This is a genomic window from Hymenobacter humi (assembly GCF_042665855.1).
Taxonomy (GTDB): Bacteria; Bacteroidota; Bacteroidia; order Cytophagales; family Hymenobacteraceae; genus Hymenobacter; species Hymenobacter humi.
Map to the genome: position 1 here is coordinate 3,529,098 of NZ_JBHTEK010000001.1, position 24,505 is coordinate 3,553,602.

24 protein-coding genes and 2 pseudogenes are annotated in these 24,505 nt (G+C 60.8%); 18 read left to right on the plus strand and 8 right to left on the minus strand.

Annotated features, from left to right (window positions below):
* Positions 1–117: 117 nt before the first annotated feature.
* Genes ACFQT0_RS19885 through ACFQT0_RS19895 form a run of 3 tightly spaced genes read left to right on the plus strand, consistent with a single transcriptional unit; the run spans position 118 to position 3,306 of the window.
* Positions 118–2,307, plus strand: coding sequence for a TonB-dependent receptor (locus ACFQT0_RS19885; RefSeq protein ID WP_380204874.1), 2,190 nt, complete (start codon positions 118–120; stop codon positions 2,305–2,307).
* Entirely contained in the window at positions 2,216–2,410 is a 195-nt protein-coding gene (locus ACFQT0_RS19890; RefSeq protein WP_380204875.1) for a hypothetical protein, read from the plus strand. The genes ACFQT0_RS19885 and ACFQT0_RS19890 overlap by 92 nt, the downstream gene beginning before the upstream one ends.
* 38 nt (positions 2,411–2,448) lie before the next feature.
* A complete protein-coding gene (locus ACFQT0_RS19895) occupies positions 2,449–3,306 on the plus strand; it encodes a DUF4249 domain-containing protein (RefSeq protein WP_380204876.1) in 858 nt (285 codons plus the stop codon).
* 130 nt (positions 3,307–3,436) lie between these two features.
* Here ACFQT0_RS19895 and ACFQT0_RS19900 read toward each other — a convergent pair whose 3' ends face one another.
* The 4 genes and pseudogenes from ACFQT0_RS19900 to ACFQT0_RS19915 all read right to left on the minus strand — a co-directional run bounded on the left by ACFQT0_RS19900 (position 3,437) and on the right by ACFQT0_RS19915 (position 8,058).
* On the minus strand, positions 3,437–3,880 hold the full coding sequence (locus ACFQT0_RS19900; protein ID WP_380204877.1) for a hypothetical protein: 444 nt from the start codon (positions 3,878–3,880) through the stop codon (positions 3,437–3,439).
* Positions 3,881–3,937: 57 nt separating this feature from the next.
* Positions 3,938–4,643, minus strand: a pseudogene (locus tag ACFQT0_RS19905) (purine-nucleoside phosphorylase).
* Between the two features lie 305 nt (positions 4,644–4,948).
* Positions 4,949–6,667, minus strand: a complete 1,719-nt coding sequence (sppA, locus tag ACFQT0_RS19910) for a signal peptide peptidase SppA (RefSeq protein ID WP_380204878.1) — start codon at positions 6,665–6,667, stop codon at positions 4,949–4,951.
* A 63-nt stretch (positions 6,668–6,730) separates the two neighbouring features.
* A pseudogene (locus ACFQT0_RS19915) lies at positions 6,731–8,058 on the minus strand (replication-associated recombination protein A).
* A gap of 282 nt (positions 8,059–8,340) precedes the next feature.
* Between ACFQT0_RS19915 and ACFQT0_RS19925 the strand changes: the two are divergent.
* The 3 genes from ACFQT0_RS19925 to ACFQT0_RS19935 all read left to right on the plus strand — a co-directional run bounded on the left by ACFQT0_RS19925 (position 8,341) and on the right by ACFQT0_RS19935 (position 12,187).
* A complete protein-coding gene (locus ACFQT0_RS19925; protein WP_449272076.1) occupies positions 8,341–9,141 on the plus strand; it encodes a DMT family transporter in 801 nt (266 codons plus the stop codon).
* Positions 9,142–9,185: 44 nt separating this feature from the next.
* Positions 9,186–10,202 (plus strand): energy transducer TonB, encoded by a 1,017-nt coding sequence (locus ACFQT0_RS19930; RefSeq protein WP_380204880.1) that lies wholly within the window; start codon positions 9,186–9,188, stop codon positions 10,200–10,202.
* A gap of 92 nt (positions 10,203–10,294) precedes the next feature.
* Positions 10,295–12,187 carry a chloride channel protein gene (locus ACFQT0_RS19935; RefSeq protein ID WP_380204881.1) on the plus strand — a complete coding sequence of 631 codons (1,893 nt, stop codon included), beginning with the start codon at positions 10,295–10,297 and terminating at the stop codon, positions 12,185–12,187.
* Between the two features lie 489 nt (positions 12,188–12,676).
* On the opposite strand, the gene ACFQT0_RS19940 is transcribed toward ACFQT0_RS19935, so the two are convergent.
* Both ACFQT0_RS19940 and lpdA read right to left on the minus strand, forming a co-directional pair.
* Positions 12,677–13,381 (minus strand): hypothetical protein, encoded by a 705-nt coding sequence (locus ACFQT0_RS19940; RefSeq protein WP_380204882.1) that lies wholly within the window; start codon positions 13,379–13,381, stop codon positions 12,677–12,679.
* 83 nt (positions 13,382–13,464) lie between these two features.
* Complete coding sequence (gene lpdA / locus ACFQT0_RS19945) at positions 13,465–14,859, minus strand: dihydrolipoyl dehydrogenase (RefSeq protein WP_380204883.1); 1,395 nt, start codon at positions 14,857–14,859, stop codon at positions 13,465–13,467.
* A 223-nt stretch (positions 14,860–15,082) separates the two neighbouring features.
* Here lpdA and ACFQT0_RS19950 point away from each other — a divergent pair, with 223 nt between their 5' ends.
* Together ACFQT0_RS19950 and ACFQT0_RS19955 are read left to right on the plus strand one after the other, a co-directional pair.
* Positions 15,083–15,304, plus strand: a complete 222-nt coding sequence (locus tag ACFQT0_RS19950) for a hypothetical protein (RefSeq protein WP_380204884.1) — start codon at positions 15,083–15,085, stop codon at positions 15,302–15,304.
* Positions 15,301–16,008: a tetratricopeptide repeat protein gene (locus ACFQT0_RS19955; protein WP_380204885.1), complete on the plus strand. Its 708-nt coding sequence runs from the start codon at positions 15,301–15,303 to the stop codon at positions 16,006–16,008. The genes ACFQT0_RS19950 and ACFQT0_RS19955 overlap by 4 nt, the downstream gene beginning before the upstream one ends.
* A gap of 299 nt (positions 16,009–16,307) precedes the next feature.
* On the opposite strand, the gene ACFQT0_RS19960 is transcribed toward ACFQT0_RS19955, so the two are convergent.
* Positions 16,308–17,540 (minus strand): geranylgeranyl reductase family protein, encoded by a 1,233-nt coding sequence (locus tag ACFQT0_RS19960; protein ID WP_380204886.1) that lies wholly within the window; start codon positions 17,538–17,540, stop codon positions 16,308–16,310.
* 133 nt (positions 17,541–17,673) lie between these two features.
* Between ACFQT0_RS19960 and fabG the strand changes: the two genes are divergently transcribed.
* The 7 genes from fabG to ACFQT0_RS19995 all read left to right on the plus strand — a co-directional run bounded on the left by fabG (position 17,674) and on the right by ACFQT0_RS19995 (position 21,394).
* Positions 17,674–18,423 (plus strand): 3-oxoacyl-[acyl-carrier-protein] reductase, encoded by a 750-nt coding sequence (fabG, locus tag ACFQT0_RS19965; RefSeq protein ID WP_380204887.1) that lies wholly within the window; start codon positions 17,674–17,676, stop codon positions 18,421–18,423.
* Between the two features lie 105 nt (positions 18,424–18,528).
* A complete protein-coding gene (locus tag ACFQT0_RS19970; protein ID WP_380204888.1) occupies positions 18,529–19,266 on the plus strand; it encodes a YiiX family permuted papain-like enzyme in 738 nt (245 codons plus the stop codon).
* A 43-nt stretch (positions 19,267–19,309) separates the two neighbouring features.
* A complete protein-coding gene (locus ACFQT0_RS19975) occupies positions 19,310–19,807 on the plus strand; it encodes a hypothetical protein (RefSeq protein ID WP_380204889.1) in 498 nt (165 codons plus the stop codon).
* Positions 19,780–19,971: a hypothetical protein gene (locus tag ACFQT0_RS19980; protein WP_380204890.1), complete on the plus strand. Its 192-nt coding sequence runs from the start codon at positions 19,780–19,782 to the stop codon at positions 19,969–19,971. The genes ACFQT0_RS19975 and ACFQT0_RS19980 overlap by 28 nt, the downstream gene beginning before the upstream one ends.
* A gap of 49 nt (positions 19,972–20,020) precedes the next feature.
* Positions 20,021–20,764, plus strand: a complete 744-nt coding sequence (locus ACFQT0_RS19985; protein ID WP_380204891.1) for a hypothetical protein — start codon at positions 20,021–20,023, stop codon at positions 20,762–20,764.
* A gap of 8 nt (positions 20,765–20,772) precedes the next feature.
* Positions 20,773–20,922 (plus strand): hypothetical protein, encoded by a 150-nt coding sequence (locus ACFQT0_RS19990; protein ID WP_380204892.1) that lies wholly within the window; start codon positions 20,773–20,775, stop codon positions 20,920–20,922.
* The gene (locus ACFQT0_RS19995; RefSeq protein WP_380204893.1) at positions 20,867–21,394 is read left to right on the plus strand and encodes a hypothetical protein; all 528 of its coding nucleotides are present in this window, start codon (positions 20,867–20,869) and stop codon (positions 21,392–21,394) included. The genes ACFQT0_RS19990 and ACFQT0_RS19995 overlap by 56 nt, the downstream gene beginning before the upstream one ends.
* A 254-nt stretch (positions 21,395–21,648) precedes the next feature.
* Here the strand turns inward: ACFQT0_RS19995 and ACFQT0_RS20000 are convergent, their stop codons facing one another.
* Complete coding sequence (locus tag ACFQT0_RS20000) at positions 21,649–21,876, minus strand: hypothetical protein (RefSeq protein ID WP_380204894.1); 228 nt, start codon at positions 21,874–21,876, stop codon at positions 21,649–21,651.
* On the opposite strand from ACFQT0_RS20000, the gene ACFQT0_RS20005 reads away from it, so the two are divergent.
* From ACFQT0_RS20005 to ACFQT0_RS20015, 3 genes are all read left to right on the plus strand, one after another.
* Positions 21,866–22,354 carry an epimerase gene (locus tag ACFQT0_RS20005; protein ID WP_380204895.1) on the plus strand — a complete coding sequence of 163 codons (489 nt, stop codon included), beginning with the start codon at positions 21,866–21,868 and terminating at the stop codon, positions 22,352–22,354. The genes ACFQT0_RS20000 and ACFQT0_RS20005 overlap by 11 nt on opposite strands.
* A 271-nt stretch (positions 22,355–22,625) precedes the next feature.
* Positions 22,626–23,471, plus strand: a complete 846-nt coding sequence (locus ACFQT0_RS20010; protein WP_380204896.1) for an MBL fold metallo-hydrolase — start codon at positions 22,626–22,628, stop codon at positions 23,469–23,471.
* A gap of 101 nt (positions 23,472–23,572) precedes the next feature.
* On the plus strand, positions 23,573–24,100 hold the full coding sequence (locus tag ACFQT0_RS20015) for a pseudouridine synthase (RefSeq protein WP_380204897.1): 528 nt from the start codon (positions 23,573–23,575) through the stop codon (positions 24,098–24,100).
* The last annotated feature ends 405 nt before the right edge of the window (positions 24,101–24,505 follow it).

A 24,505-nucleotide genomic window follows, 5' to 3' on the forward strand; every position in this document is an offset into this window, starting at 1 on the left:
CCTGGGCGTTGGGCATAAGGCTACCTTTGTGCCTTATTCGTTTGCTGCCGCATGGTTCCTGGTTCTGTTACACGTTACTATTTAATAGTCTTATTGTTAGGCCTGGGCTGGCCCCGCTTGGCCTGGTCGCAGGAGGTGGCCCGGTACACGGTGAGCGGCACGGTGCGGGGCGCCCGGGGCGAGGTGCTGCCCGGCGCCAGCGTGGCCGTGCCGGCCCTGAATACCGGCACAGCCGCCGACTCATTGGGCCACTTTTCCTTGCTCCTGCCCGCGGGCCGGCACGACCTGGTGGTGGCCTTCGTGGGCTACCAGCAAATAGCCCGGGCCCTGAACCTGAGCCGGAATCAGCGGCTCAACTTTGTGTTGGAAGAGAGCGGCAACGAGCTGGGCGAAGTAGTTGTGCAGGGCGCCGTGACGCTGGAAGAGAAGCTCAAAACTACCCAAATGGGCGTTGAGCGCGTGAGCATCCGCGAGGCCAAGCTGCTGCCGGCCTTGTTTGGCGAGGTCGACATTCTGAAAACGCTGCAGCTGAAACCGGGCATCCAGAGCGGCGGCGAGGGCACGAGTGGGCTGTTTGTGCGCGGCGGCTCGGCCGACCAAAACCTGGTGCTGCTCGACAACGCCCTGGTTTACAACCCCAACCACTTGTTTGGGCTGTTTTCGGTATTCAACTCCGATGCCGTGCAGTCGGTGGACCTGTACAAGTCGGGCTTTCCGGCTCAATTTGGCGGGCGGCTCTCGTCGGTGGTCGATGTGAAGCTGCGCGAGGGCGACCGGCAGCACTACGTGGCCACGGGCGGCGTGGGGCTGATTTCGTCGCGCCTCACCTACGAAGGGCCCATCAACAAGGGCAAGGGCTCGTTCATCGTGTCGGGCCGCCGCACGTACTTCGACATTTTCACGCGGGCCCTCAACGAGGCCAACAAGAACAAGGAGGACTACAGCCCCATTCCCGATTACTATTTCTACGACTTCAACGCCAAGGCCAACTACACGCTCGGCGAGAAAGACCAGGTGTTTCTGACCGGCTACCTGGGCCGCGACACGTTCGGGTTCAACAGCCCGGGCGGGTTCAACTTTGATTTCAGCTGGGGCAATACCGTGGGCACGCTGCGCTGGAACCACGTTTTTCGCCCAAGCTGTTTGTCAACACCTCGGTCTCGGTGTCCGATTACAAGTACAACCTCACCAACCGGCTCGACCAGTTCAGCTTTGCGCTGGGCTCGCGCATCACCGACTACACCGGCCGCACCGACTTCGAGTACACGCCCGACGAGCGGCACGTGCTCAAGGCCGGCGCCCAGTTTACCCACCACAAATTCGGCGTGGGCCGTCTCGACGCCAACTCCGGCGACGGGCGCGTCAACTTCGGGTCCGATGTGCATTACTTCGGCCAGGAGGCTGCGCTTTACGCCTCCGACAACTACAAAGCCAGCGACAAGCTGCAGGCTCGAAGGCGGCCTGCGGCTGACCGGTTTCGGGAGCGGCCAGAAGCTGTACGGCGGCTTCGAGCCCCGCGGCTCCGCCCGCTACTCCCTCAACGACCGCACGACGCTCAAGGCCAGCTACGCCCAGATGTACCAATACGTGCACCTGGTCACGAACTCGGGGGCCTCGCTGCCCACCGACATCTGGTACCCGTCGCGGCTGTCGGTGAAGCCCCAGCGCTCGCAGCAGGTGAGCACGGGCGCGAGCTTCCTGCTGGGCCAGGGCAAGTACCTGCTCACCAACGAGGTGTACTACAAGTGGGGCCGCAACCAGGTGGATTTCCGCGACGGCGCCCAGCTGTTTGTGAACCCCGAGCCTGGACGCCGAATTCATCTTTGGCAAAAGCTGGAGCTACGGCAACGAGCTGTACCTGGAAAAGAAAACCGGCAAAACCACCGGCTGGGTAGGCTACACGCTGGCCTGGAGCTGGCGCAATTTTCAGCCCCAGCGCGGCACGGCCGGCGTCAACAACGGCCGCGACTTTCACCCCAACTACGACCGCCGCCACAACCTGACGGCGGTGCTGCTGCACGAGCTCAGCGCCCGCATCAACCTCACGGCCAGCTTTATCTACACGTCGGGCAATCTTACCACGCTGCCGTTGGGCCGCTTTGGCATGCAGGACATTCCGGGCTCGCGCGTGGGCGTCGACCCGCGCCCGGTGCCTCTTTACCCAGACCGCAACTCGTACCGCCTCATCCCCTACCACCGCCTCGACCTGGGCGCGGTGTACAAAATCGGCTCCCGCCGCAACCAGGACCTGACCCTGAGCATCTACAACGCCTACAACCGCCGCAACGCCTACTTCGTGTTTTTTGAAGCCGTGGAAGACAAAGCCACCGGCCGCACAGTGGGCTTCAAGGCCAAGCAGGTGTCGCTGTTCCCAGTAATTCCCTCCCTCACGTACAATTTCAGGTTCTAGCGCTGGTTTTGGCAACCGCTTCGCTGGACCCCTCCTTCATGCTGACCTTTCGTAAAATCATTGGGTGCGTCCTGGCCTTGCCGGTGCTGGCCGGCTGCAGCAACCTGCAAAACGACATCGACGTGGTGCTGCCCAGCTACTCCGCCGACCTTGTGGTGGAGTGCTACCTACAGCCGGGCAAGGCGCCCAGCCTCACCGTCACCTCGTCGGTGCCGTACCTGAGCTCGGCGTTGCCGCAAGTGCCCTCCGATGTTACGGTGAGCCTCACCATGCCCAACGGGACGGTGGTGCCCCTGCCCTTCAACCCGAATTACAGCGCGCTGGCCGATACTACTTCGGGCATAAAATTCCACACCCACATTGGGCGCGACCCACTGGTGGCCCGCCCCGGCGACGTCTTTACCCTGGACGTGCGCGACACCAAGGGCCGGCGCGTCACGGGCACCACCACCATGCTCGCGCCCATTTCCATCGATTCGGTGGAGTACAAGTTCAACGACAAAACCGGCGCCGAGCGCAAGGCCTACTTCCTCACCAGCTTCCGGGACCCGCCCACCCCCGACGACTGCTACCGCCTGCAGCTGCACAAAGGCAACCCCGACAAGGGTGCCCTCTTGCAGGAGCCCGAAGTCGACAATTCCTTCGAAGACCGGCTGCTCAACGGCAAGCCGTTTGTGGTGGGCACCACCTACCGGTTTCTCAGCGGCGATACCGTCACGGCCACGCTGTACCACACCGATGCTGCGTTTTTCCGCTTTCGCGAATCGGTGCGCGACGCCCGCAATGCCAACGGCAACCCCTTTGCCCAGCCCTCGGCCATCTACAGCAACGTGCAGGGCGGTGTCGGCATCTTTTCGGTGTTGAGCTACACGCGGGCCATGAAGATTGTGAAATAGAGGCAATCGGCAATACTTACCTATTGCCGTCGTTTCTTGCAGCGCCTTCGCTCAGTTAGAGACCAGAAAGCTTCCCGTTTCACTTTTTCGCCATTTTATGCCCTTTTTCCGCTTACGCTTTCTACCGTTGTTACTGGTCGCTGCCGGGCTCACCCTGGGCAACTGCAAAAAGGACGACGTGCCGCAGCCCCAAACCCAGAGCATCTCGCCGGCTCAACTCACCAAAGGCAGCTGGCGGCTCGACCAAATCACGCAGGGCGGGCAGGTGACGAGCAGCGGCGCGGGCATCAAAGACCAGTATTCGCTCACTTTCCGGACCGACGGCACCTACACGCAAAAACTCCTGGCCGACAACACCACGTACAACGGCGTCTGGATGCTGATGAACAACAGCACGATGATGCACGTCATTGACCACAAAGGAGCCAGCGCCGAATACACGCTGGTCACTCTGACTGCCAGTGAGTTTCGGTACAGCTTCACCAACAAGGACGGTAAAGTTGAAGAACGGGTTTTTCAGCTCAACCCTAAACTGCTCGTCGCATTCAATAAAAAAGGCCGTTGCAGAGTGCAACGGCCTTTTTTATGTTTGATGATGGCGCTTGAGCTGCTACGAAACAGCTCAAGCATTTTACAGCCCAGCTACCACCGCCCGAATGAGTGCCGTGAGCCGGGGCTCGGCCAGGGCGGCGGCGGCGAAAATATCGGCCAGCACCACCGGCTTGAGGTGGCCGGGCGCGCACAAATCGGTGATGACCGACACGGCGAGCACCGGCAAACCCGCGTGGCGGGCGGCAATGACTTCGGGCACCGTGCTCATGCCCACGGCATCGGCCCCGATGGTGCGCAGGTAGCGGTACTCGGCCGGGGTTTCGAGCATGGGGCCGGGCACGCTGGCGTACACGCCGCGCCGCGTGCTGGCGCCCTGGCCCAACTCCTGGGCGGCGGCCTCGGCGCGGGCGAGCAGGCCGGCGTCGTAGGGCGCAAACATGTCCGGGAAGCGGGGGCCCAGGCTCGTCGTAATTGGGGCCGATGAGCGGGTTGGTGGGCTGCAGGTTGATGTGGTCGTCTATCAGCATCAAATCGGCGATGTTGAAGTCGGGGTTGAGCCCGCCAGCGGCGTTGCTCACTATCAGCTGACTGATTCCCAGCAGCTTCAGCACGCGCACGGGCATCACCACCTGCTGCATGCTATAGCCCTCGTAATAGTGAAAGCGGCCCTGCAGCACGGCCACCTTTTTGCCGCCCATGCGGCCCAGCAGCAGCCGGCCAGCGTGGCTTTCCACCGTAGAGAGCGGGAAATGCGGGATGTCGGCGTAGTTGATTTCGTACTCCACTTCGACCTCTTTGGCCAAAGCTCCCAGCCCGGTACCGAGGATAATGCCCGCCTGGGGCTGGAAATTATTGGATTGAGCCTGGATGTAAGCGGTGGCTTCGCGGAGCTGCTGCATGAAGGAAATGCTTTAAAACACGTCATCCCGAGCCGGCGCAGGACCTTACCAAGTGGGAACGCCCGGTCCCCAACGTGGCAAGGTCCTGCGCAAACTCAGGATGACAGACAGAATTCAGGATGACAAAGAAAATCCAACGAACTACTTGATGTCGAGCTCATACGGCAGCCGGGCCTGCACGCCGCGCATGCTTATGAGCTGCTTGTACTGGGCATAGGCCGGGTACAGGGGCCGAGCTCGGCCTTCATGGCTTTGGTTTGGGCCTCCTCGTTTTCGTCGCTGCCAATCATGGAGAGCAGGTTTTCGAGGCTGGACTTGCGCCGGGGCAGGCGCTGCACGCGGTAGTCGTCGGCTTTGAGGTGGGCGCGGGCCGCCGCGATTTTCAGGGCCGTGGTGTAGTCGCCAAGCACGTCAACCAGGCCGTTGTTTTTGGCTTCGAGGCCACTCCAGACGCGGCCCGAGGCCAGGCGGCGCAGGCGCTCGACGGGCATGTGGCGGCCCCGGGCGGCCTTGGTGGTAAAGTCGGCGTAGATGTGGTCGACTTCGCGCTGCAGCGTACGCTTCTCAAAGTCGGAGAGAGGCCGGGTGATGGTGGGCAGGTCGGAGAACTTGCCCGTCGTGACGCGGTCCACGGTAATACCGAGCTTGTTAGCCAGCAGCGGCTGAATGTTGGGCAGCACCCCAAACACGCCAATGGAGCCCGTGATGGTGTTCGGGTGGGCCACGATGGTATCGCAGGCCATGGCAATGTAATAGCCGCCCGAAGCCGCCACGTCCGACATCGACGCGATGATGGGCTTCACGTTTTTGGTGAGCACCACCTCGCGGTAGATGATGTCGGAAGCCAGCGACGAGCCGCCGGGCGAGTTGATGCGCAGCACCACGGCCTTCACCTTGTTGTCGAGGCGCGCTTTGCGGATGGCCTCGGCAAATTTGGTGCTGCCGATGTTGTCGTCGCTGCCCTTGCCGGTCACGATGTCGCCCTCGGCGTAAATCACGGCAATGCGGTTGCCGCTGGTCTTGCCCTCGTTCTCATCCACCCGGTCTTCGTCGCTGTAGTCGCCCAGGCTTACCACGCTGGGCTTCTTGTTTTTCTCCAGGCCCAACTTGCGGCGCATGTAGTCCTGCACCTGGTCGAAGTAGCCGAGGCGGGTCACCATTTTCAGGCGCAGGGCGTCGGGGGCGTTGTGCACCAGCATCGAGTCGGAGATGACCTTGAGCCGGGCCGGGGCAATGCCGCGGGCAGCCGCGACCTGCCGAATGAGGTGGCCGTTGATGGAGTTGAGAAACGACACGGTCTGGTAGCGGGCCGAATCGGAGAAGTTTTCCCGGAAAAATGGCTCAACCGCACTTTTGAACGAGCCCACCCGGAAGATGTAGGGCTCAATGCCGGCCTTATCGAACAGCCGCTTGTAAAACAGCACTTCCGTGCTCAGGCCGTTGAATTCGAGCGTGCCCTGCGGGTGCAGGTAGATTTCATTGGCCACCGACGAGAGGTAGAAGCTCTTCTCGGAGCACACTTCGTGGTAAGCCACGATGAACTTGCCCGACTTCTTGAAGTTGAGCAGCTCGTTGCGCACTTCTTCCAGCGACGCCATGCCGCCCTGCACAATGTCCAGATTGAGCAGAATGCCCTTGATGTCGTCGTCGGTTTTGGCCCGGCGAATGGCCTCCTTAATAGTGATGAGCCCCGTCGTTGAGCCGCCCCCAATCAGGAACCTGTCGCCCTGCCCCCGCTCCGACAGCGGCTCGTTGAGCTTGAGCTCCAGCACCGAGTTCGACGCTATTTCCTTGCGCTCGCCGGCACTCTTGGCGATGCCGATGACGACGGCCAGCAGCAAGAAGCACAGGAAGCTGAACGCCACCAGGCCCACCAGCGTGGCCAGCACGTATTTAAAGAATTGTCCCATGACGCAGAATACAAAAAGTTAGGTCTGTAAAAGTAAGGACGCCAGCGCCCCGCCCCTACTTTATTAATACCCGTACTTTTCGCCCCACCAAACCCGCAGCCGCTCCTGAATTTTCTGCTCGCTCGGGTTCTGCCCGGGCTCGTAGAAACGCGTGCCGCTCAGAGCTTCGGGCAGAAACTCCTGCTCTTCAAAGTTGCCCTCGCCGTTGTGCGAGTAGGCGTATTCTTTGCCGTAGCCGAGCTGCTTCATCAGGCGCGTGGGGGCGTTGCGCAGGGGCACCGGCACGGGGTACACGCCGTGGGCCTGCACCTCGGCCTGCGCCGCCCGGATGGCCAGGTACGAGGCATTGCTCTTCACCGACGTGGCCAGGTACACCACGGTTTGGGCCAGAATCAAATCTGACTCGGGCAGGCCGATGACCGTGCAGGCCTGAAAGCAGGCTCGTGGCCAGCATCAGGGCGTTGGGGTTGGCGTTGCCGATGTCCTCGGAAGCCAGAATGAGCATGCGCCGGGCAATAAACTTTACGTCTTCGCCGCCCTCCAGCATCACGGCCAGGTAGTAGAGCGCGGCGTTGGGGTCGGAGCCGCGGATGCTCTTGATGAAGGCCGAAATGACGTCGTAGTGCATTTCGCCGCCCTTGTCGTACTTGGCCAGCGGGCGCTGGGCCACTTGCTGCACCACGGCATCCGTCACGGTGACGACGCCTTTTTTGTCGGGCGGCGTGCTTTGCACCACTATTTCGAGCAGGTTGAGCAGCTTGCGGGCGTCGCCGCCGCTCAGGGCCAGAAGGGCGTGGTCTTCGGCCAGCTTCACCTTTTTCTGCTTTAGCGCCTCGTCTTCTTTCAACGCCTTGGCCACCAGGCTCGCGCAGCGTTTCGGGGCTCAACGGCTCCAGCACGTACACCTGGCAGCGCGAGAGCAAAGCCGGAATCACCTCAAACGAGGGATTTTCGGTGGTGGCTCCAATCAAGGTCACCGTACCGTTTTCCACCGCACCCAGCAGCGCATCCTGCTGCGCCTTGCTGAAGCGGTGAATCTCGTCGATGAACAGCACTGTGCCCCGCTGCCGCTTGGCTTTCTCAATCACATCGCGCACGTCTTTCACCCCCGCATTAATGGCCGAGAGCGCCGAAAACGGCTGTTTCAGCTCCGAAGCCAGCAGGTGGGCCAGGGTGGTCTTGCCCACGCCGGGCGGGCCCCACAGGATGAGGCTGGGCAGCCGGCCCGAGTTGAGGTAGCGGCGCAGCACGCCGGTTTCGCCCACCAAATGCTGCTGGCCGGCGTAGTCGGCCAGGCGGCGCGGGCGCTGGCGCTCAGCCAGGGGCGCATCGGGCCCGGGGCCGGGGGATGGGGTGAAGGCGGCGGGTTCGTCGGGAAAAAGGGAGTTCATGGGAATTGACGCGGCTAGTAGCGCGACCTTTGCGGTTCGCTTGTCAGAACGTTTGTCATTGAAACGGGTTCTAGCGGCGCGCAGGGGCGAACCGCAAAGTTGGCGCCTGCACGCCGGGGGTTCACGCTGTTGCTATCCGAATTAATTATATGCGCAATTCCTACCGCGTCCACGGGGCGTTGTTTTTCGTCGCCCTCATCTACGCCGCCAACTACAGCCTGTCGAAAGACGTGATGCCGCGCTACATGGGGCCGTTTGGCATCGTTACGCTGCGCATAGTAGGTGCGGCGCTGTTTTTTGGCATCATCCACCGCATCGTGGCCCCGCACGACAAGCTCGTGGGCCGGGCCGATAACCTGCGCGCCATTGCCTGCGGCATCTGCGGCATCGGGGTCAACCAGCCTGCTGTTTTTCTCGGGCCTAAATCTCACTTCGCCCATCAGCGCCTCCTTGCTCCAAACCATCGCGCCCATTGTGGTGGTCATTGCTTCGGCCATATTGCTGAGTGAGAAAATTACGTTGCCACGCGTGCTGGGCATCGCGGTGGGCGCCTTCGGGGCCGGCCTGCTCATCTTGAGCCGCAACGCACAGGCGGCCATTTACCCGCACGCCACGCTGGGCAATATTTTCATTCTGCTCAACGCCACCGTATTCGGCCTGTACCTGGTGCTGGTGCAGCCGCTCATGCGCAAGTACCACGCCTTCACAGTGCTCGCGCGCATTTTCCTGGTGGGAGTCTTCATTGCGGTGCCCTTCGGCTGGCGCGAGGCCCTCACGGCCGACTACGCCCACTTTCCGCTGTACATCTGGCTGGAAATCGGCTACATGGTGGTCTTCCTCACCATCCTGGCTTATCTGCTCAATAACTGGGCCCTGAAGTACGCCTCTCCTGCCCTGCTGGGCGTGTACATCTACCTGCAGCCGGTGCTGGCCGTGCTCATCGCCGTGAGTCTGGGCAAAGACCACCTCACCTGGGGCAAGGCCGGCCAGGCCGTGCTTATCTTCTTAGGCGTATGGCTGGTGAGCCGCAAGCCCAAAGCCGCGCCTGAGCCGGAAGTGCCACTGGTGGCGGTGCAGGACTAAGGCCCCTGGCTTTTCATTCAATCCATCACATCAAAAACTGCATAATGCGCCTAACTTCTACGCTGATTTGCGGACTGCTGCTCCTCGCCCGGGCCAGCGCTTTGGCTCAAGCCCCAGCCTCATCCGACACAGTTGGCGCGAAGCGCTACACCTACGTCGAAAAAATGCCGGTTTTCCCGGTGCTGGCCCCCGCCGACAGTGCCATGCCGACCTATCAGCGGTTCAAGAAGTTCATCAACGCCGACGTGCATTATCCGCCCAAAGCGCTGCGCGACGCCATCACCGGCCAGGTGTTTTTCTCGTTTGCCGTGAATGCCCAGGGCCGAACCCAGGACATTAAGATTGTGAAGGGCTTGCGGGCCGACATAGACGCGGAAGTGCTGCGCAATGCCCACCGCCTCGAGGCCATTCAGTGGGAGCCCGGCACCCAAAACGGTCGGCCCGTGACGGTGTTGTTTACGGCGCCCATGAATTTCAACATCAGCGGCAAGAAGCTGGACCAGCCCTCAGGCGACTCGCTGGACGTGGGCCGTTACGACCGTAAGCCGGCTTTCCCACAGCCAAGCTGGGAAAGCAAACGATGGCCGGCGCCCAAAGGACAGGGCATGATTTACGGCACCTGCTTGCAACGCCTTGGTAGTACCAACAGTCTGGGCACGGGCGAGTTTGTGCAACTCGTAAACCTCACCACTCACAAATTGGTAACCATCGGCGTAAAACCTCCCATGAAATCGCGGCGCGAAAACGGATTTTTCTACGCCTTGCCCGCCGGACGCTACGCCTTGCACATTTACGCGTACCCCGATAAGGTTTGGGGCCCCTACCGCACGCATTTCGAGCACTTGCGCAAACCCGTTGCCCCAGCCCCCAATGCACCGCTGCGCGCAACCCGCTACCAGTTCACGGTTGAAAGCGGCAAGGTGCACTACGTGGGCACCTGGAACCTAGCCAATGAAAACCAGCCGGAGTTCCTTGATGAGAAATCCCAGATAGACACGGCCATCCAGGCATCTTTCCCTCAATTTAATTTCAAGGAAGCTGTGATGGCACTGCCTAAATAAGGTCGCTGCGGGCACTCATCTACTTCTTGCTGAGTTCGTATAGCACGGTACCTGTCCGTACTGAAACAGGCTTTATTTCTCTTTTCGCTGCTATGAAACACCCTACGCTTGCGCATGCCGGCATTCCCATTGCCCCTTCCCTCGATTCTACCTTAGCCGACGACGGCGTGCGGCCCCGCGTGGCGCCCGACAAGCGACGGCTGGTGCGCATTTCGGCTCTGGCGGTGCTGGTGGCCCTCACCATCAGCCTGGTGGCCCGCCTGCTGGTTTACCTGATTGACCTGGTCACCAACCTGGTTTTTTACGGCGATTTTTCACTGGAATACCACAGCCCGGCCAACAACCACCTCGGCCTCTGGGTAATTGCCATGCCAGCCATCGGCGGCCTGCTGGTCAGCCTGATGGCCATTTACGGCTCCAAGGCCATTCGCGGCCACGGCATCCCCGAAGCCATGGAGCAGATTCTGACCAACCAGAGCCGCATCAAGCCGTCGATTATGTACCTCAAGCCGCTGTCGGCGGCCATTTCCATTGGCACGGGCGGCCCGTTTGGCGCCGAAGGGCCGATTATTGCCACGGGCGGCGCGCTGGGCTCCACGTTGGGCCAGCTCATCAACATCACCCACCACGAGCGCAAAGTGCTGCTGGCGGCCGGCGCCACGGCCGGCATGTCGGCCATTTTCGGCACGCCCATCGCGGCGGTGTTTCTGGCCATTGAGCTGCTGCTGTTTGAGTTTTCGCCCCGTTCGCTGCTGCCGGTAGCCCTGGCGTGCATCACGGGCGCGGCGGGCCACCACTTGCTGTTTGAGCCAGGCCCGGTGTTTGAAATGCCTGCCTTGCTCGCGCCGAGCAACGGCGCGCTGGCCACCTACAGCGCCATCGGCCTGCTGGTGGGGCTGGCTTCGGTGGCCATCACCAAAATCGTGTATTTCATCGAAGACAGCTTCGAAAAGCTGCCCATTCACTGGGCGTGGTGGCCGGCCCTGGGCGGCTTGGCCGTGGGCGGCATCGGCTACTTCGCGCCGCGCACGCTGGGCGTGGGCTATGAGAACATCACCACCGTGCTGTCGGGCAATGCGCCGCTGAGTTTGCTGCTGTCGCTGTGTTTGCTCAAGTTTGCTTCGTGGGCCATTTCGCTGGGCAGCGGTACGTCGGGCGGCACGCTGGCGCCGCTGCTCACCATTGGCGGGGCCACGGGGGCGCTGCTGGGCGTGGCCATCAAGCACTTCTTCCCCGCTTCTGACATTGTGCTGCCGCTGGCCGCGCTGGTGGGCATGGCCGCCATGTTTGCAGGTGCCTCGCGGGCGCTGCTCACCTCCATCGTTTTTGCGGTAGAATCCACCGGCCAGGCGCAGGCGCTGCTGCCGCTGCTGGGCGCCTGCACCGGGGCCTACCTGGTGTCGTTTCTATTGATGGGCAATACCATCATGACCGAGAAAATTGCCCGTCGTGGCGTGAAAACGCCGGTTGATTACGAGCCCGACCTGCTCGACAAGGTGAACGTGGCCCGCGTGCTGCAAAACGGCATGGTGGCCATCAGCACCGACAACACCATCCGCGAAGTGCGCGAATGGACCGAGCGTGAGCCCGACCGTACCGGCCCGCACCTGGTAGTAATAAACCCCGACGGGTCTTTTGCCGGCATCGTGAGCACCGTGGCCCTGGCCGGCTGGCACGCCGACGAGCACGCGCCCATCAGCGCCCTGCTGCAGCCCCGCTCCTCCACGGTGCTGGCCACCGACACCCTCCGCACCGCCGTGGAGCGCATGGCCCGCGAAAACGTGGACGTGCTGCCCGTCCTCGGCCCCGGCAGCAAGGCGCTGGTAAGCGGCGTCATCTCCTACCGCGACATCCTGACGGCCTACAAAAACCGCCTCGAAGACGACGGCAAAATGGCGCCCCACATTTCGCTCAAGCGCAAGAGCCTGCGCGTGCTGCTGCGCGGCCAGGCCCTGTTTCAGAAGCAGAAATCGGAGATTGAATAAGACTGGGGTGAGCTGAAATTCAGCTCTGCTTGAGCTAAAAAAGGCTCCTGCATATTGCAGAAGCCTTTTTAGTTATGTTGATTAATTATCCTGATTAATCTAACAGGCTGTTTAGAAAGTCGGCTACTTCAAAAGGAACGTCATGCCGAGCGGAGCCGAGGCATCTCGCGTGCAGCAGTAATCAAATCAGTTCAACGAAGCGAGCGAGATGCCTTGGCTGCGCTCGGCATAACAGACTTGCTGCTGCCTAAACACCTTCTAACTCACTACGAACGTTACCATTGTTGCTTTTTCCTCAGGCTTACATTCTGCGATGAGCAGCATGCAGGCCCAAAGCGCGTAATCGGTCAGCCGCATGGGAAACCATTAGTATACCCAACCTAGACCAGGCAATGTGCATTATGTGCACATTGCTTTTTCAAAATTCAGTTGTCAAGGAAAACTTGACAACTCAAGTGCTTTCCTTCCATGCTAAAACAGAATCAACTACTATAATTTGAGGCCGGCGATGTTGGGAGCAGTAATTGAAGCTGATGTATTGAGCGTCAAGGCAACAAGGGCTTGCTTGCGTTGCTTAGTCAGCAAGCTGTACATCATTAGCAAGCGTTGTTTATCTCCGTTATTGACGTAATCAAAGAATTCAAAGCCCTGTAATTTGAACCCGCCGGTTCTGCCGAATTGCTTATCAAGTTCCTCTAACATCGGTTTGACTTTCCCGAATTCTGCTGGCGGAAAATAATTAACATCCAGCTGATTGAGAAGGGCATCATAATTCTCGCTTTTAAGTAGTCGTCCAACTTCATCAAACTTATTTTTAGCCATTTCTACAGTGTCCAGTTCCTTCAGCCGGTATGAATGCGAGTAGCTGTTGTCCTTGCCCTTGATAGTGATTCTGATGTAGTCATACTTGGCCCGCTCTGCCTGGCTGACGGCTTGGTAGAACAGATAGGCACAATTTGAAGCCGGGATGCTGAGCTTCGGAAAAACCGTTTCCAGTTTATCATTGGTAAGCTCCAACTCTACGTAGCGGCCTTGCACTGCCGAAGTATCCGTTAAAGTATTTTCGCCAGCTTTAGCCATCAGGCTACCGCCGTATTCCTGCATGACTGCATCAGTTCCTGACTCGCTAACGTTAACTCCACAGCCAGTTAAAGTTGTGAAAAGAAATACGAAAAGAATGTAGATTTTATGCATAAGTGCTTGAGATATTGAAGCAAGAAAAAGACCTCCCCAATTAAATTGAGAAGGTCTTTCACTGAGGAATATCAGTGGAAACTTTACAGGTGAATCACCTCGCCGTAAGCGGCAGCGGCAGCTTCCATAATGGCTTCCGACATGGTAGGGTGCGGGTGCACGGCCTTGACGATTTCCATACCGGTGGTTTCCAGCTTGCGGGCTACTACTACTTCGGCAATCATCTCGGTCACGTTCATGCCAATCATGTGGGCACCGAGCCACTCGCCGTATTTTTTGTCGAAAATGACTTTCACGAAGCCGTCTTTGGCACCGGCGGCGCTGGCTTTGCCCGAGGCCGAGAAGGGGAACTTGCCCACCAGCACATCGTAGCCTTTGGCTTTGGCTTCGGCTTCGGTGTAGCCCACGCTGGCAATTTCGGGCGAGGCGTAGGTACAGCCGGGGATGTTCTGGTAGTTGAGCGGCTCGGGGTGGTGGCCGGCGATTTTCTCAACGCAAATGATGCCCTCGGCTGAGGCCACGTGGGCCAGCGCGGGGCCGGGCACGATGTCGCCGATGGCGTAGATGCCGGGCACGTTGGTCTGGTAGAAGTCGTCGACAATCACGCGGCTGCGCTCTACTTTGATGCCCAGCTCTTCGATGCCGATGTTCTCGAGGTTAGTGGTTACGCCAACGGCGCTTAGCACCACGTCGCACTCAATCACCTGCTCGCCCTTGGCGGTTTTGATGGTCACTTTGCAGCCTTCGCCAGCAGTATCCACTTTGGTTACTTCGGCGCTGGTGAGCACGTTCACGCCGATTTTGCGGAACGACTTCTCCATCTGGCGCGACACCTCCTCGTCTTCTACCGGCACGATGCGGGGCAGGAATTCCACCACCGTCACTTCCGAACCCATGGTGCGGTAGAAGTAGGCAAACTCGACGCCGATGGCGCCCGAGCCCACCACCACGAGGCGCTTGGGCAGTTGCTCCATGCTCATGGCCTTGCGGTAGCCGATGATTTTCTTGTTGTCAACCGGCATGGTGGGCAACTCGCGCGAGCGGGCGCCGGTGGCCAGGATGATGCTCTTGGCCTCCACGGTTTCTTTGCTGCCGTCGGCCTTGGTTACTTCTACTTTGCCGGGGGCCAGCACTTTGCCGGTGCCCATCACGGTTTCAATCTTATTCTTTTTGAACAGGAAGTTGATGCCCTTGCTCATGCCGTCGGCCACGCCGCGGCTGCGGCCAATCACGGCGCCGAAGTCGAAGCTCACGCCCTCGGCTTTCAGGCCGTAGTCGGCGGCGTGGTTGAGGTATTCGAACACCTGCGCCGACTTGAGCAGCGCTTTGGTGGGAATACAGCCCCAGTTGAGGCAGATTCCGCCGAGGGATTCACGCTCGATAACACCCACTTTCAAGCCCAATTGCGACGCCCGGATGGCGGCCACGTACCCGCCGGGGCCGCTGCCGACCACGACCAAATCAAATTGCAATGCCATAAAATGCTCAGGAAGAAAAAGTACACCGGGCCCGCCTGGGGGACCCACCCATTGTGGGGCAAAGATAGCCGCGGCCCCGTACCGCGCGGCTATTCCGGCCCACGTGCCCGAAACTTGCTGCTGGGGTTGGCCCGAGGGGCGGCCCAGCAGCCAATCTTGTTCGGGCACCGTATAAGCCCCGGCTTATAGCTCAACCCGCCTCCGCCTTTCCCTACCCCACGCCATGAAAACACTTTTCCGCACGCCCCTCGCCGCCCTTGGGCTGCTGGCCTTTCTAACCAACTGCGCCTCTACCGTTACCGAGAAGGAGAAACCCTCGGCCATGAGCCAGCCCCTCGAGGCGCCTACCGCCACGGGTGCCCTGCGCCCTGATTCCACCGGGGCCGCGGCCACGGCTCCCGATGCGCGCACCCCCAGCGATGCCACCACGCCACCCCCACAGTGACCGGCGCTCCCGTACCCGATGCCACCAAGGAGGGCATGGACGTAGTGGACAATGCTGCGGCCGCCACCGCGGCCCCTGTCGCCGTGCCCAGCGCCGCCGTAGCCTCGGCCGAGCGGGCCAAGGAAAAGAAGATGACCACGGCGGAATACCGCACCATGCTGACCACCGCCGAAGCGGCCGTGAAAGCCAACCCCAAAAACGCCACGGCCCTCCTGCAGCGGGCCAAAGCCAAGAGCTACCTCAAAAAATACGCAGAAGCCCTCCCCGACTACACGGCCGCTCTGCGCTACGAGCGCACCAACCCCGACGCGTACTACAACCGCGGCGTAAACCGCCTGATGATGAAGCAATACAAAGCGGCTGCCTCGGACTTTTCAGGTGCCCTCAAGTACCGACCCGACGATAAAGAATCTTTCTTCGGCCGCGGCGTGGCCAAGATGCAGATGTACCAATACAAGCCCGCGGTGGCCGATTTTACCCGCGCTATCCAGCTCGACTCCACCTATGCCGACGCGTGGGAATACCGGGGCATCAGCTACTCATCGTTTGACAAGCTACCCGAAGCGCGCCGCGACCTGGAGCGGGCCACCAAGCTCAACCCCGAAGCTGCGAAGAGCCTCCGGCGATATGTGAAAAACGAAGGAAAAGAGCCCGTCAAAACGCCGGGCGCAAAGCCGGCGGCACGCCCAGCTACTAAGCGCTAGGGAAGTTGAGCTAAAAATTAGTCGTAAAAGAGCGTCATGCTGAGCGCAGCCGAAGCATCCCGCTTGCCTTTTGAGCCGCAACCGGGGCACCTCACCCCCGGCCCCTCTCCAAAAGAGAGGGGAGCTTGACGTAATGCAATCGAACAGAAAGGCCCGGCTCACTTGAGCCGGGCCTTTCTGTTTTTGGCAATTGAGCTGAAGTTTGTGCCGTGGCTCCCCTCTCCTAGGGAGAGGGGCCGGGGGTGAGGTGCCGCCGCTTCGCTCAGCATGACGCAGTTTTTATTAAGCCCAACGCACTTCTACTTCCCGCCAAACAGCAGCTTGAAGTAAAAGCTGGGCTGGCGCAGCCGCTCGCGCAAGTCCAAATCCATGAACATGGCGGAGAGGGTTTCGGCCAGCGTGGGGTTGTTCACGGCGCGGTTGGCCACGATGTTGAACAGGCTGGGGAAGTTGAGCAGCCGCTGCATCACGCGACTCAGGCGCAGCTCCTGGCCGAGGCGGTTGTACACCGCTTTGTCGTAGTTCTTGAGAAATTCTGGGCTGAAATCGGCCTTGGCCACGGCTTGGGCGGCCCAGATGGCCGCGTGGCGCCCGCTCACCATGGCGTGCGATATCCCCTCGCCGCTGAAGGGGTCGATGAGCGAGCCGGCATCCCCGAGCAGCATGTAATTAGCCCCCGACAGCGAGCGGCGCTTGGAGCCCAACGGCAGGCCGAAGCCGCGCACGGGGCCCAGCCGCTCGGCTTGGGCAAAGCGCGGGGCCAGCGTGGGGTGCGTAGCCAGGATTTCATCGAGCCGCTGGCGGAGGTTGATTTTTTTGGCGGCTACCGTTTTGGAGAGCATGCCCACGCCCACGTTGGCCTGGCCGTTGGGCAAGGGAAACACCCAGAGGTAGCCGGGCAGGAAGTCCTTGATGAAATGCAGCTCAATAAAGTTGTCGGGGCTCAGGCCGGTTACTTTATCGTAGTAGGTGCGCAGGCCGGCACAGTGGTGGTCGGGCTCGAGGGCATGGCCGGCCACTTTGCGGGCAAATTCCGATTGGGCCCCGTTGGCCACCAGCAAGATGCGGCAGGTGGCTATTTCGCGGCCGGCTTTGTCGAGCAGCTGCCAGCCGGTGGCGGTGCGCTCGGTTCGGGCCACGTCCACGTTTTCGCGGAAGTCAATTTCGGGCCGCTGGCGCACTTCTTCCACTAGGAAGTTGTCGAAATCAATGCGCTTGGCCACGTGGCCGGCGGCGCGGTCGGTGGCTTTGTCGAACTTGGGCTTGAACGGGATGCCGAGGCGGCGGCCGTTGGGCGCAAAGAAATCGATGCCCCAACTCGGAACCTGCATGGGCGCGGCGGCCAGCTGCCCGGTCAGCTTTTCGTCGATGCGCTTCAACTCGCTCAATACCTTGCCGCTGAGGGCATCGCCGCAAACTTTGTCGCGCGGGAAAGCGGCGCGGTCAAGCAGTAAACAGGTTTGGCCGGCGTTGGCCAGGTGCAGGGCGGCGGTGGCCCCGCCGGGGCCCGCGCCCAAAATACAAATATCCATTTCGTAAGCTGTTAGCTAATAGCTGTTAGCTGTTAGCTTCTTTATCAAGCTAGCTTTTCAGGCCTGCAAGCTACCTCCAAAAGCCAACAGCTAACGGCTAAAAGCTAACAGCTGGAATACCTACCTTCGCCCCATGACTCAAACGCTGACCGGAAAAGTGGCCCTCGTAACGGGCGCTTCCAAAGGAATTGGCCGCGCCATCGCGGCACATTTTGCCCAACTGGGTGCCCAGGTGGCCTTCACCTATCTCTCCTCCGTCGAAAAAGGCCAGGCCCTGGAAGCCGAGCTCTCGGCTCACGGCACCAAAGCCAAAGGCTACCGCTCCGACGCCTCCGACTACGCCCAGGCCGAAAAGCTGATTGAGGACGTGGTGGCCGATTTCGGCAAGCTCGACATCCTCGTCAACAACGCCGGCATCACGCAGGACGGCCTGCTCATGCGCATGAGCGAGCAGCAGTGGGACAACGTGCTCAACGTCAACCTCAAGTCAGTGTTCAACCTGACCAAAGCCGCCACCAAGCCCATGATGCGCGCCAAAGCCGGCTCCATCATCAACATGACCAGCGTGGTGGGCATCAAAGGCAATGCCGGGCAGGCCAACTACGCCGCCAGCAAGGCCGGCATCATCGGCTTCACCAAGTCGGTGGCGCTGGAGCCGGGCTCGCGCAACATCCGCTGCAACGCAATTGCCCCGGGCTTTATCGAAACCGAAATGACCGACGCCCTCGACCCCAAGCAGGTAGACGAGTGGCGCAAGGCCATCCCGCTCAAGCGCGGCGGCACCCCGGAAGACGTAGCCAAAGCCACGGCGTTTCTGGCGTCGGACGATTCTGCTTACATCACCGGACAGGTGCTGCAGGTAGATGGCGGCATGCTGACCTAAGGAAAACCTAGTGATTCAAATAAAACGTCCCATTAAGCAATTCACTGCTTTTTGGGACGTTTATCATTTCTAAAGCACCAGTATTAGGTAAGGTCTTCAAGGAACGTGCAGATAGCAAAAATGACAACTCGCATTATTATCTGGCTTGCGTTGGGGTTACTTACGCTATACTTCCTAATCTTGGGCTTTGCGCACTTCTATGTTCCTTATGCCAAGGGAAAGGCTGTGATGCGGCGCATAGCCCAATTCAACCAAGAGGCATCAAATTCATTCGTCCATCAGCTCCACGACGGCGACCTGATTTTTCATACCTCGCAATCGGCCCAGAGCCAGGCCATCCAATTGGCTACACATTCCCAATACAGCCACTGCGGCATTTTGTATCAACAAGATGGCCAATGGCAAGTATTCGAAGCGGTGCAGCCCGTGAAGCTGACGCCGTTGGACGATTGGATAGCCCGCGGCAAAGGAGGCCACTTCGTCACCAAGCGGCTGCATGATGCCCAAACGGCGCTGACGCCCGCAGCTTTAGCCCGCCTTAAAGCCGCGGGCCGGCCGATGCTGGGGCACAACTACGACCTGTATTTTGGCTGGTCCGACGACCGGATTTATTGCTCGGAGCTAATCTGGAAAGTGTACGAGCGGGGCCTTAATCGCCGAATTGGCAAGCTGCAACAGCTGCGTGACTTTGATTTGAGCCACCCCGCCGTGCAAGCCAAAATGATAGAACGGTACGGCAGTCGCCTGCCGTTGTCAGAAAGTGTAATTTCACCCGTCAGCATCTTTACCAGCCCCGAGCCTGGTTACGGTGCTGCGCCGTTGAACCATGGCCTGCAACCTTAGCGGCCGGTGACGACCTTTAGCGCTGATTCTATCCGACTTTCGTTTGCTGACCACTCTCTATTCTCCCTGGCTTATTCTCCTGTGCCTGGCCGTGGGCGCCGGCTACGCGGCCCTGCAATACTCGGCAAAGGCGCCGTGGAGCAGGCAGCTCAACTACGGGCTGGCCGCCTTGCGCTTCGCAGTGGTCAGCTTCCTTTGCTACCTGCTGCTGGGCCCGTTTGTGAAGACCACCACCACGCGCACCGAGCAGCCCACCGTGGTCCTGGCGGTCGATAACTCGCAGTCCGTCGAGCTCTTCACCCCCAAAAACGTATTATCCCAGGCCAGCACCGGCCTGGCCCGCCTAGCCGAAACGCTGCGCGGCAAGGGCTTCACGGTGGAAGCCCGCGCGCTCACCCCTACCCCTGGCGGGCGGCGCGGCTCGATTCGCTGCGTTTTGGCGCCGCCGCCACTGACCTCGACCGCCTGCTGGCCACCACCCGCGACGCCTACGAAGGGCGCAACCTGGCCGGCGTGGTCCTGCTCAGCGACGGCCTCGTAAACCAGGGCCGCAGCCCCGCTTACTCCGACTATAACTTCCCCATCTACAGCGTAGCGGTGGGCGACACCGTGCCCAAGCGCGACCTGCGCCTCACCGGCCTCACCTACAACCGCGTCGCCTTCAGCGGCAACCGGTTTCCGCTGGAGGCCGAGCCTGGGCTTTGAGGGCTTTGCGGGCGGCACCGCCACGGTTGAGCTGCGCGAGGGCAACCGCGTGCTCGACAGCCGCCGCGTGACGCTGCCGGCCGGCCGCCGGCGTGCGCGCGCCGTGTTCCAGATTACGGCGCCGGCCCCCGGCAAGCGGCGCTACGAGGTGCGCGTGGTGCCCCAGCCCGGTGAGTTCACAGAGCTGAACAACGCCCGCACGGCTTTTATTGAAATTGTGAAAGGCAAGCTGCGCGTGCTGCTGGCCGGCGCCGCCCCCCACCCCGATTTGAAGGCGCTGCGCGCCGCCATCCTGGCCAACGACAATTTTGACCTGACGCTGGCCCTGCCCGGCGTGGCACCGCTGCGGGCCGGGGCTGATTTTGACGTAGCTATCCTGCACCAGTTGCCCGCCCAGGGCGGCCTGGGCAACGAAATTCTGGCCCAGGTAAAAGCCAAGCGCACGCCGGCTTTCTACATCATTGGGGCGCAGTCGGACCTGCCGGCCTACAACCAGGCCTGGGCACGGGCCTCACCATCCAGGCCCGAGGTGCCCAAACCGACGAAGTTACGCCGCTGCCCAACCCCGGCTTTGCGCGTTTCGCGACCGACGAAGAAGCCGCCCGGCGCTACGCCGCGTACCCGCCCGCCCCAGTTCCGTTTGGCGACCTGCGCCTGGGCGCCGGGGCCGAGGCCGCGCTGTGGCAGCGCGTGGGCCGCGTGGCCACCCAAAAGCCGCTGCTGGTTTTTGGTGGCCCGGCCGAACGCCGCCAGGCCACCCTCCTCACTGATGGCAGCTGGCAGTGGCGCCTGAGCGAAGCCGTGGAGCACGACGACAAGCCCGAAGCCTACGACCGGCTCATCATCCGCACGCTGCAGCCTGCTCACCCAAAACGCCAACAAAAAGCGCCTCGACGTGTACCCCACGCAGGAAAGCTTCGGCACCCAGGACGACGTGACGCTGGGCGCTGAAACCTACAACGCGGTGTTCGAGCGCCTCTACAACCAGAAAATCGACCTCACCCTCACCGACGAAAAGAAGCAGGTGCGCCGCTTCAGCTTCTCCAACCCTGACGACGGCTCACCCCTGCACCTGGGCCCGCTGCCGGCCGGCCTCTACCGATACCAGGCCCGCGCCACCCTCGGCGGCCAGCCCCAGCAGGATGCCGGCGAGCTGCTGGTGCAGTCGCAGCCGCTCGAAGCCCTGGAGTCGCGAGCCGACCACAACCTGTTGGCTCAACTTTCGCGCCGCACCGGCTCGCGGCTCTACTACCCGGCTCAATTTGACCGCTTGGCGCAGGACATTCTGAAAGCCAACTACAAGCCGGTTATCACCGCCGAAGAAGACCTCAAGGATTTAATCAATCTGAAGTGGATTTTCTTCGTAATTCTGGCTTTCCTGACGGTGGAGTGGGCCGTGCGGAAGTATTCGGGCAGCGTGTAGCGGGTGGGCTGATTATGCTTGTTAATAGACCGTCATGCTGAGCGTAGCCGAAGCATCTCGCTTGCACAACTAATTCAATCGATTGAGTTACTACCACACGCGAGATGCTTCGGCTACGCTCAGCATGACAGTCCTGCGTCAGCATGTCGTTCGGCTCAGCAGGATGGTTTGAAACAGCGCTTTCCAACCCAAAAGCGAGAAATAACGACCCTGCTCAAAGTAGAAACGCGGCCTGCGCGTCACTACCTGCGCAATCATATTATTTCTCGCGTCCGCTTATGAAAATCAAAGCCATACTGACTGGCGCCACGGGCATGGTAGGCGAAGGCGTCCTGCTCGAATGCCTGCGCGACCCTGATGTGGAAGAAGTGCTGGTACTGGGTCGCCGGCCCAGCGGCCTGACGCATCCGAAGGTGCGGGAGCTGCTCGTCCCCGACTTCCAGAATCTGGCGGGCATTGAGGCCCAGGCTGATGGGGTACAATGCGTGCTTTTACTGTGCGGGCATTTCCTCGCTGGGCATAAGCAAGGAAGGCTACGTCCACTTCACCCACGACACCACGCTGGCCGTGGCCCAAAAGCTCGCGCGGCTGAACCCCAATATGGTGTTTTGCTACGTGACCGGCGCGGGCACCGACAGCACCGAACGCGGCCGCAGCCACTGGGCCCGCGTGAAGGGCCAAACCGAAAACGAGCTGCTGCGCCTGCCGTTCCGGGCCGCTTACATGTTCCGACCCGGCTTTATGCGCCCCACGCCCGGCCAGCGCCATGCCCAGAAAGCCTATAAGTACTTGGACTGGCTCTACCCCATCTTGCGCCGGCTGATGCCCAAATACGTGTCGACGATGCAGGAAGTGGGCACTGCCATGCTGAAAGCCGTGAAGCAAGGCTACCCGAAGCCGGTGCTCGAAGTGCCCGACATCGTGGCGCTGGCCCATGCTAACTCCCTCGCCCATTCATGAGCAAACGTCTAAGATATTTTCTCATGGCATCGAGCGGCCTGATTGCAGCGGCACTAATCGCAGCAGTAGTTTTTACCGGCATCAGCCCCGAGTTTGGTGGCAAGCCCACCCCAGCCGAAAAGCAGGAATATGCCAAATCGGGGCATTATCGGGATGGTGAGTTTGTGAATCTGGTGCCCACCGAGGTAATGACCGGCGGCAGCACCTTGGGCGTGCTCTGGAAGTTTTTGTTCCAAAATCTCCTAATGCGACTCCCAAAGTCCCCTTGCCCATGCAGCCGCTGGATTCGCTCACCATCGTGCGCAAATCGCCCGAGTTGGTGCGCGTGACGTGGTTTGGGCATTCGGCCAGCCTCGTGGAGCTGGCGGGAAAGAACATTCTGCTCGACCCCATGCTGAGCGTGCAAATGGGACCAGTAAATTGGGCTACGCCGAACCGCTACAACCCCAGCCTGCCCATCAGCGCCGAGAAGCTGCCGCCCATCGACGCCGTGCTGATTTCGCACGACCACTACGACCACCTCGATTACCCAACCATCCAGCGCATCAAAGGCAAAGTGGCTCATTTCTACGTGCCGCTGGGCATCGGCCCACACCTGCGAGCCTGGGGCGTGGCCCCGGAGCGCATCACCGAGATGAACTGGGGCGACAGCGCCCGGGTGGACGGCCTCACGCTGGTGTGCACGCCCAGCCGCCATTTTTCTGGCCGCGGCCTCACCAACCGCAACTCCACCATGTGGAGCTCGTGGGTGATGAAGTCGGCCACTAAGCGCGTCTTTTACAGCGGCGACGGCGGCTACGGGCCGCACTTCCGCACCATCGGTGCCACCCACGGCCCCTTCGACCTCGCCCTGATGGAGTGCGGCCAATACAACACGCAATGGGCCCAGATTCACATGATGCCCGAGCAAAGCGTGCAGGCTTCCCTCGATGTGCGCAGCAAGCTGATGCTGCCCGTACACTGGGGCGCTTTCACCGAGGCCAACCACCCTTGGAACGAGCCCGTGACGCGCGCCACCGCCGAGGCTGCCCGCCTGCAGCAGCCCATCACCACCCCGCATCTGGGCGAACCGGTAACTTTGGGCACCGAGCTGCCACGCTCTCGCTGGTGGCAGTAGCAACGCGCCTAGGCGCGTTCGGCGCCTGGTTGCTTCCGCGCCCTCCTTTACCGTTCAACGATTGAACGCGCCATGGCGCGTTCCTACCATCATCTGCCCCCATGCGCTACATTCTGCTCAACAAGCCCTACGAAGTCCTCACTCAGTTTACCGACGAGCACGGCCGCGCCACGCTCAAGGATTTTGTGCCCGTACCCGGCATATACCCGGTGGGGCGGCTCGATTTTGACAGCGAAGGCCTGCTCCTACTCACCGACGACAAGGCCCTGCAGCACCGCCTGAGCGACCCCAAATTCAAAGTCCCGAAAACCTATTGGGCCCAGGTAGAAGGCACCGTTTCGGAAGAAGCGCTGCAGCAGCTGCGGCAGGGCGTGCAGATAAAAGAAGGCCGCACCGCGCCGGCCCAAGCCAACGCCCTGCCCGAGCCCCCGACCTCTGGGAACGCAGCACGCCCATTCGGTTTCGGGCCAGCATTCCCACCAGGCTGGCTGCAAATCACCATTTCGCAGGGCATGAACCGCCAGGTGCGCAAAATGTGCGCGGCCGTGGGCCTGCCCTGCCTGCGCCTCATCCGGGCCCGCATCGACGAGCCTGGAAGTCTCGGGCCTGGAACCCGGCCAATGGCGTGAGCTGACGCCCGAAGAGTCCCGGAAGCTGAAGGCCAAGTTCTCGGCCACCAAAAACCCGGCGCATCGTTCGGTGGCTGTGAAAGGCGATAAAGGGCCGCAAGCTGCACCGCGTCGCCCACTGAAGCCATAGCGACTGGTTTAGTTTTTGGCGTTTCGAGCGATGTAGAGACGCATACTTGCGTCTCGGCGTCCGCGCCGTCTGAAAATTGTTCGGGCGTTATCGTTCTACGACTAGACGCAAGTATGCGTCTCTACCCCCTTCTGCATGACTTTGCCGCCCTGGGCCACGGACCGTACTTGAAATGCTATTATAGGCAAAAAGGAAGCAGCAGTGCGGACTTTTCTGAAGCGCTAAGTTTCCTGAAGATGCTTGAGCTGAATCTGAAGCTTCAACAACTCCCGCCT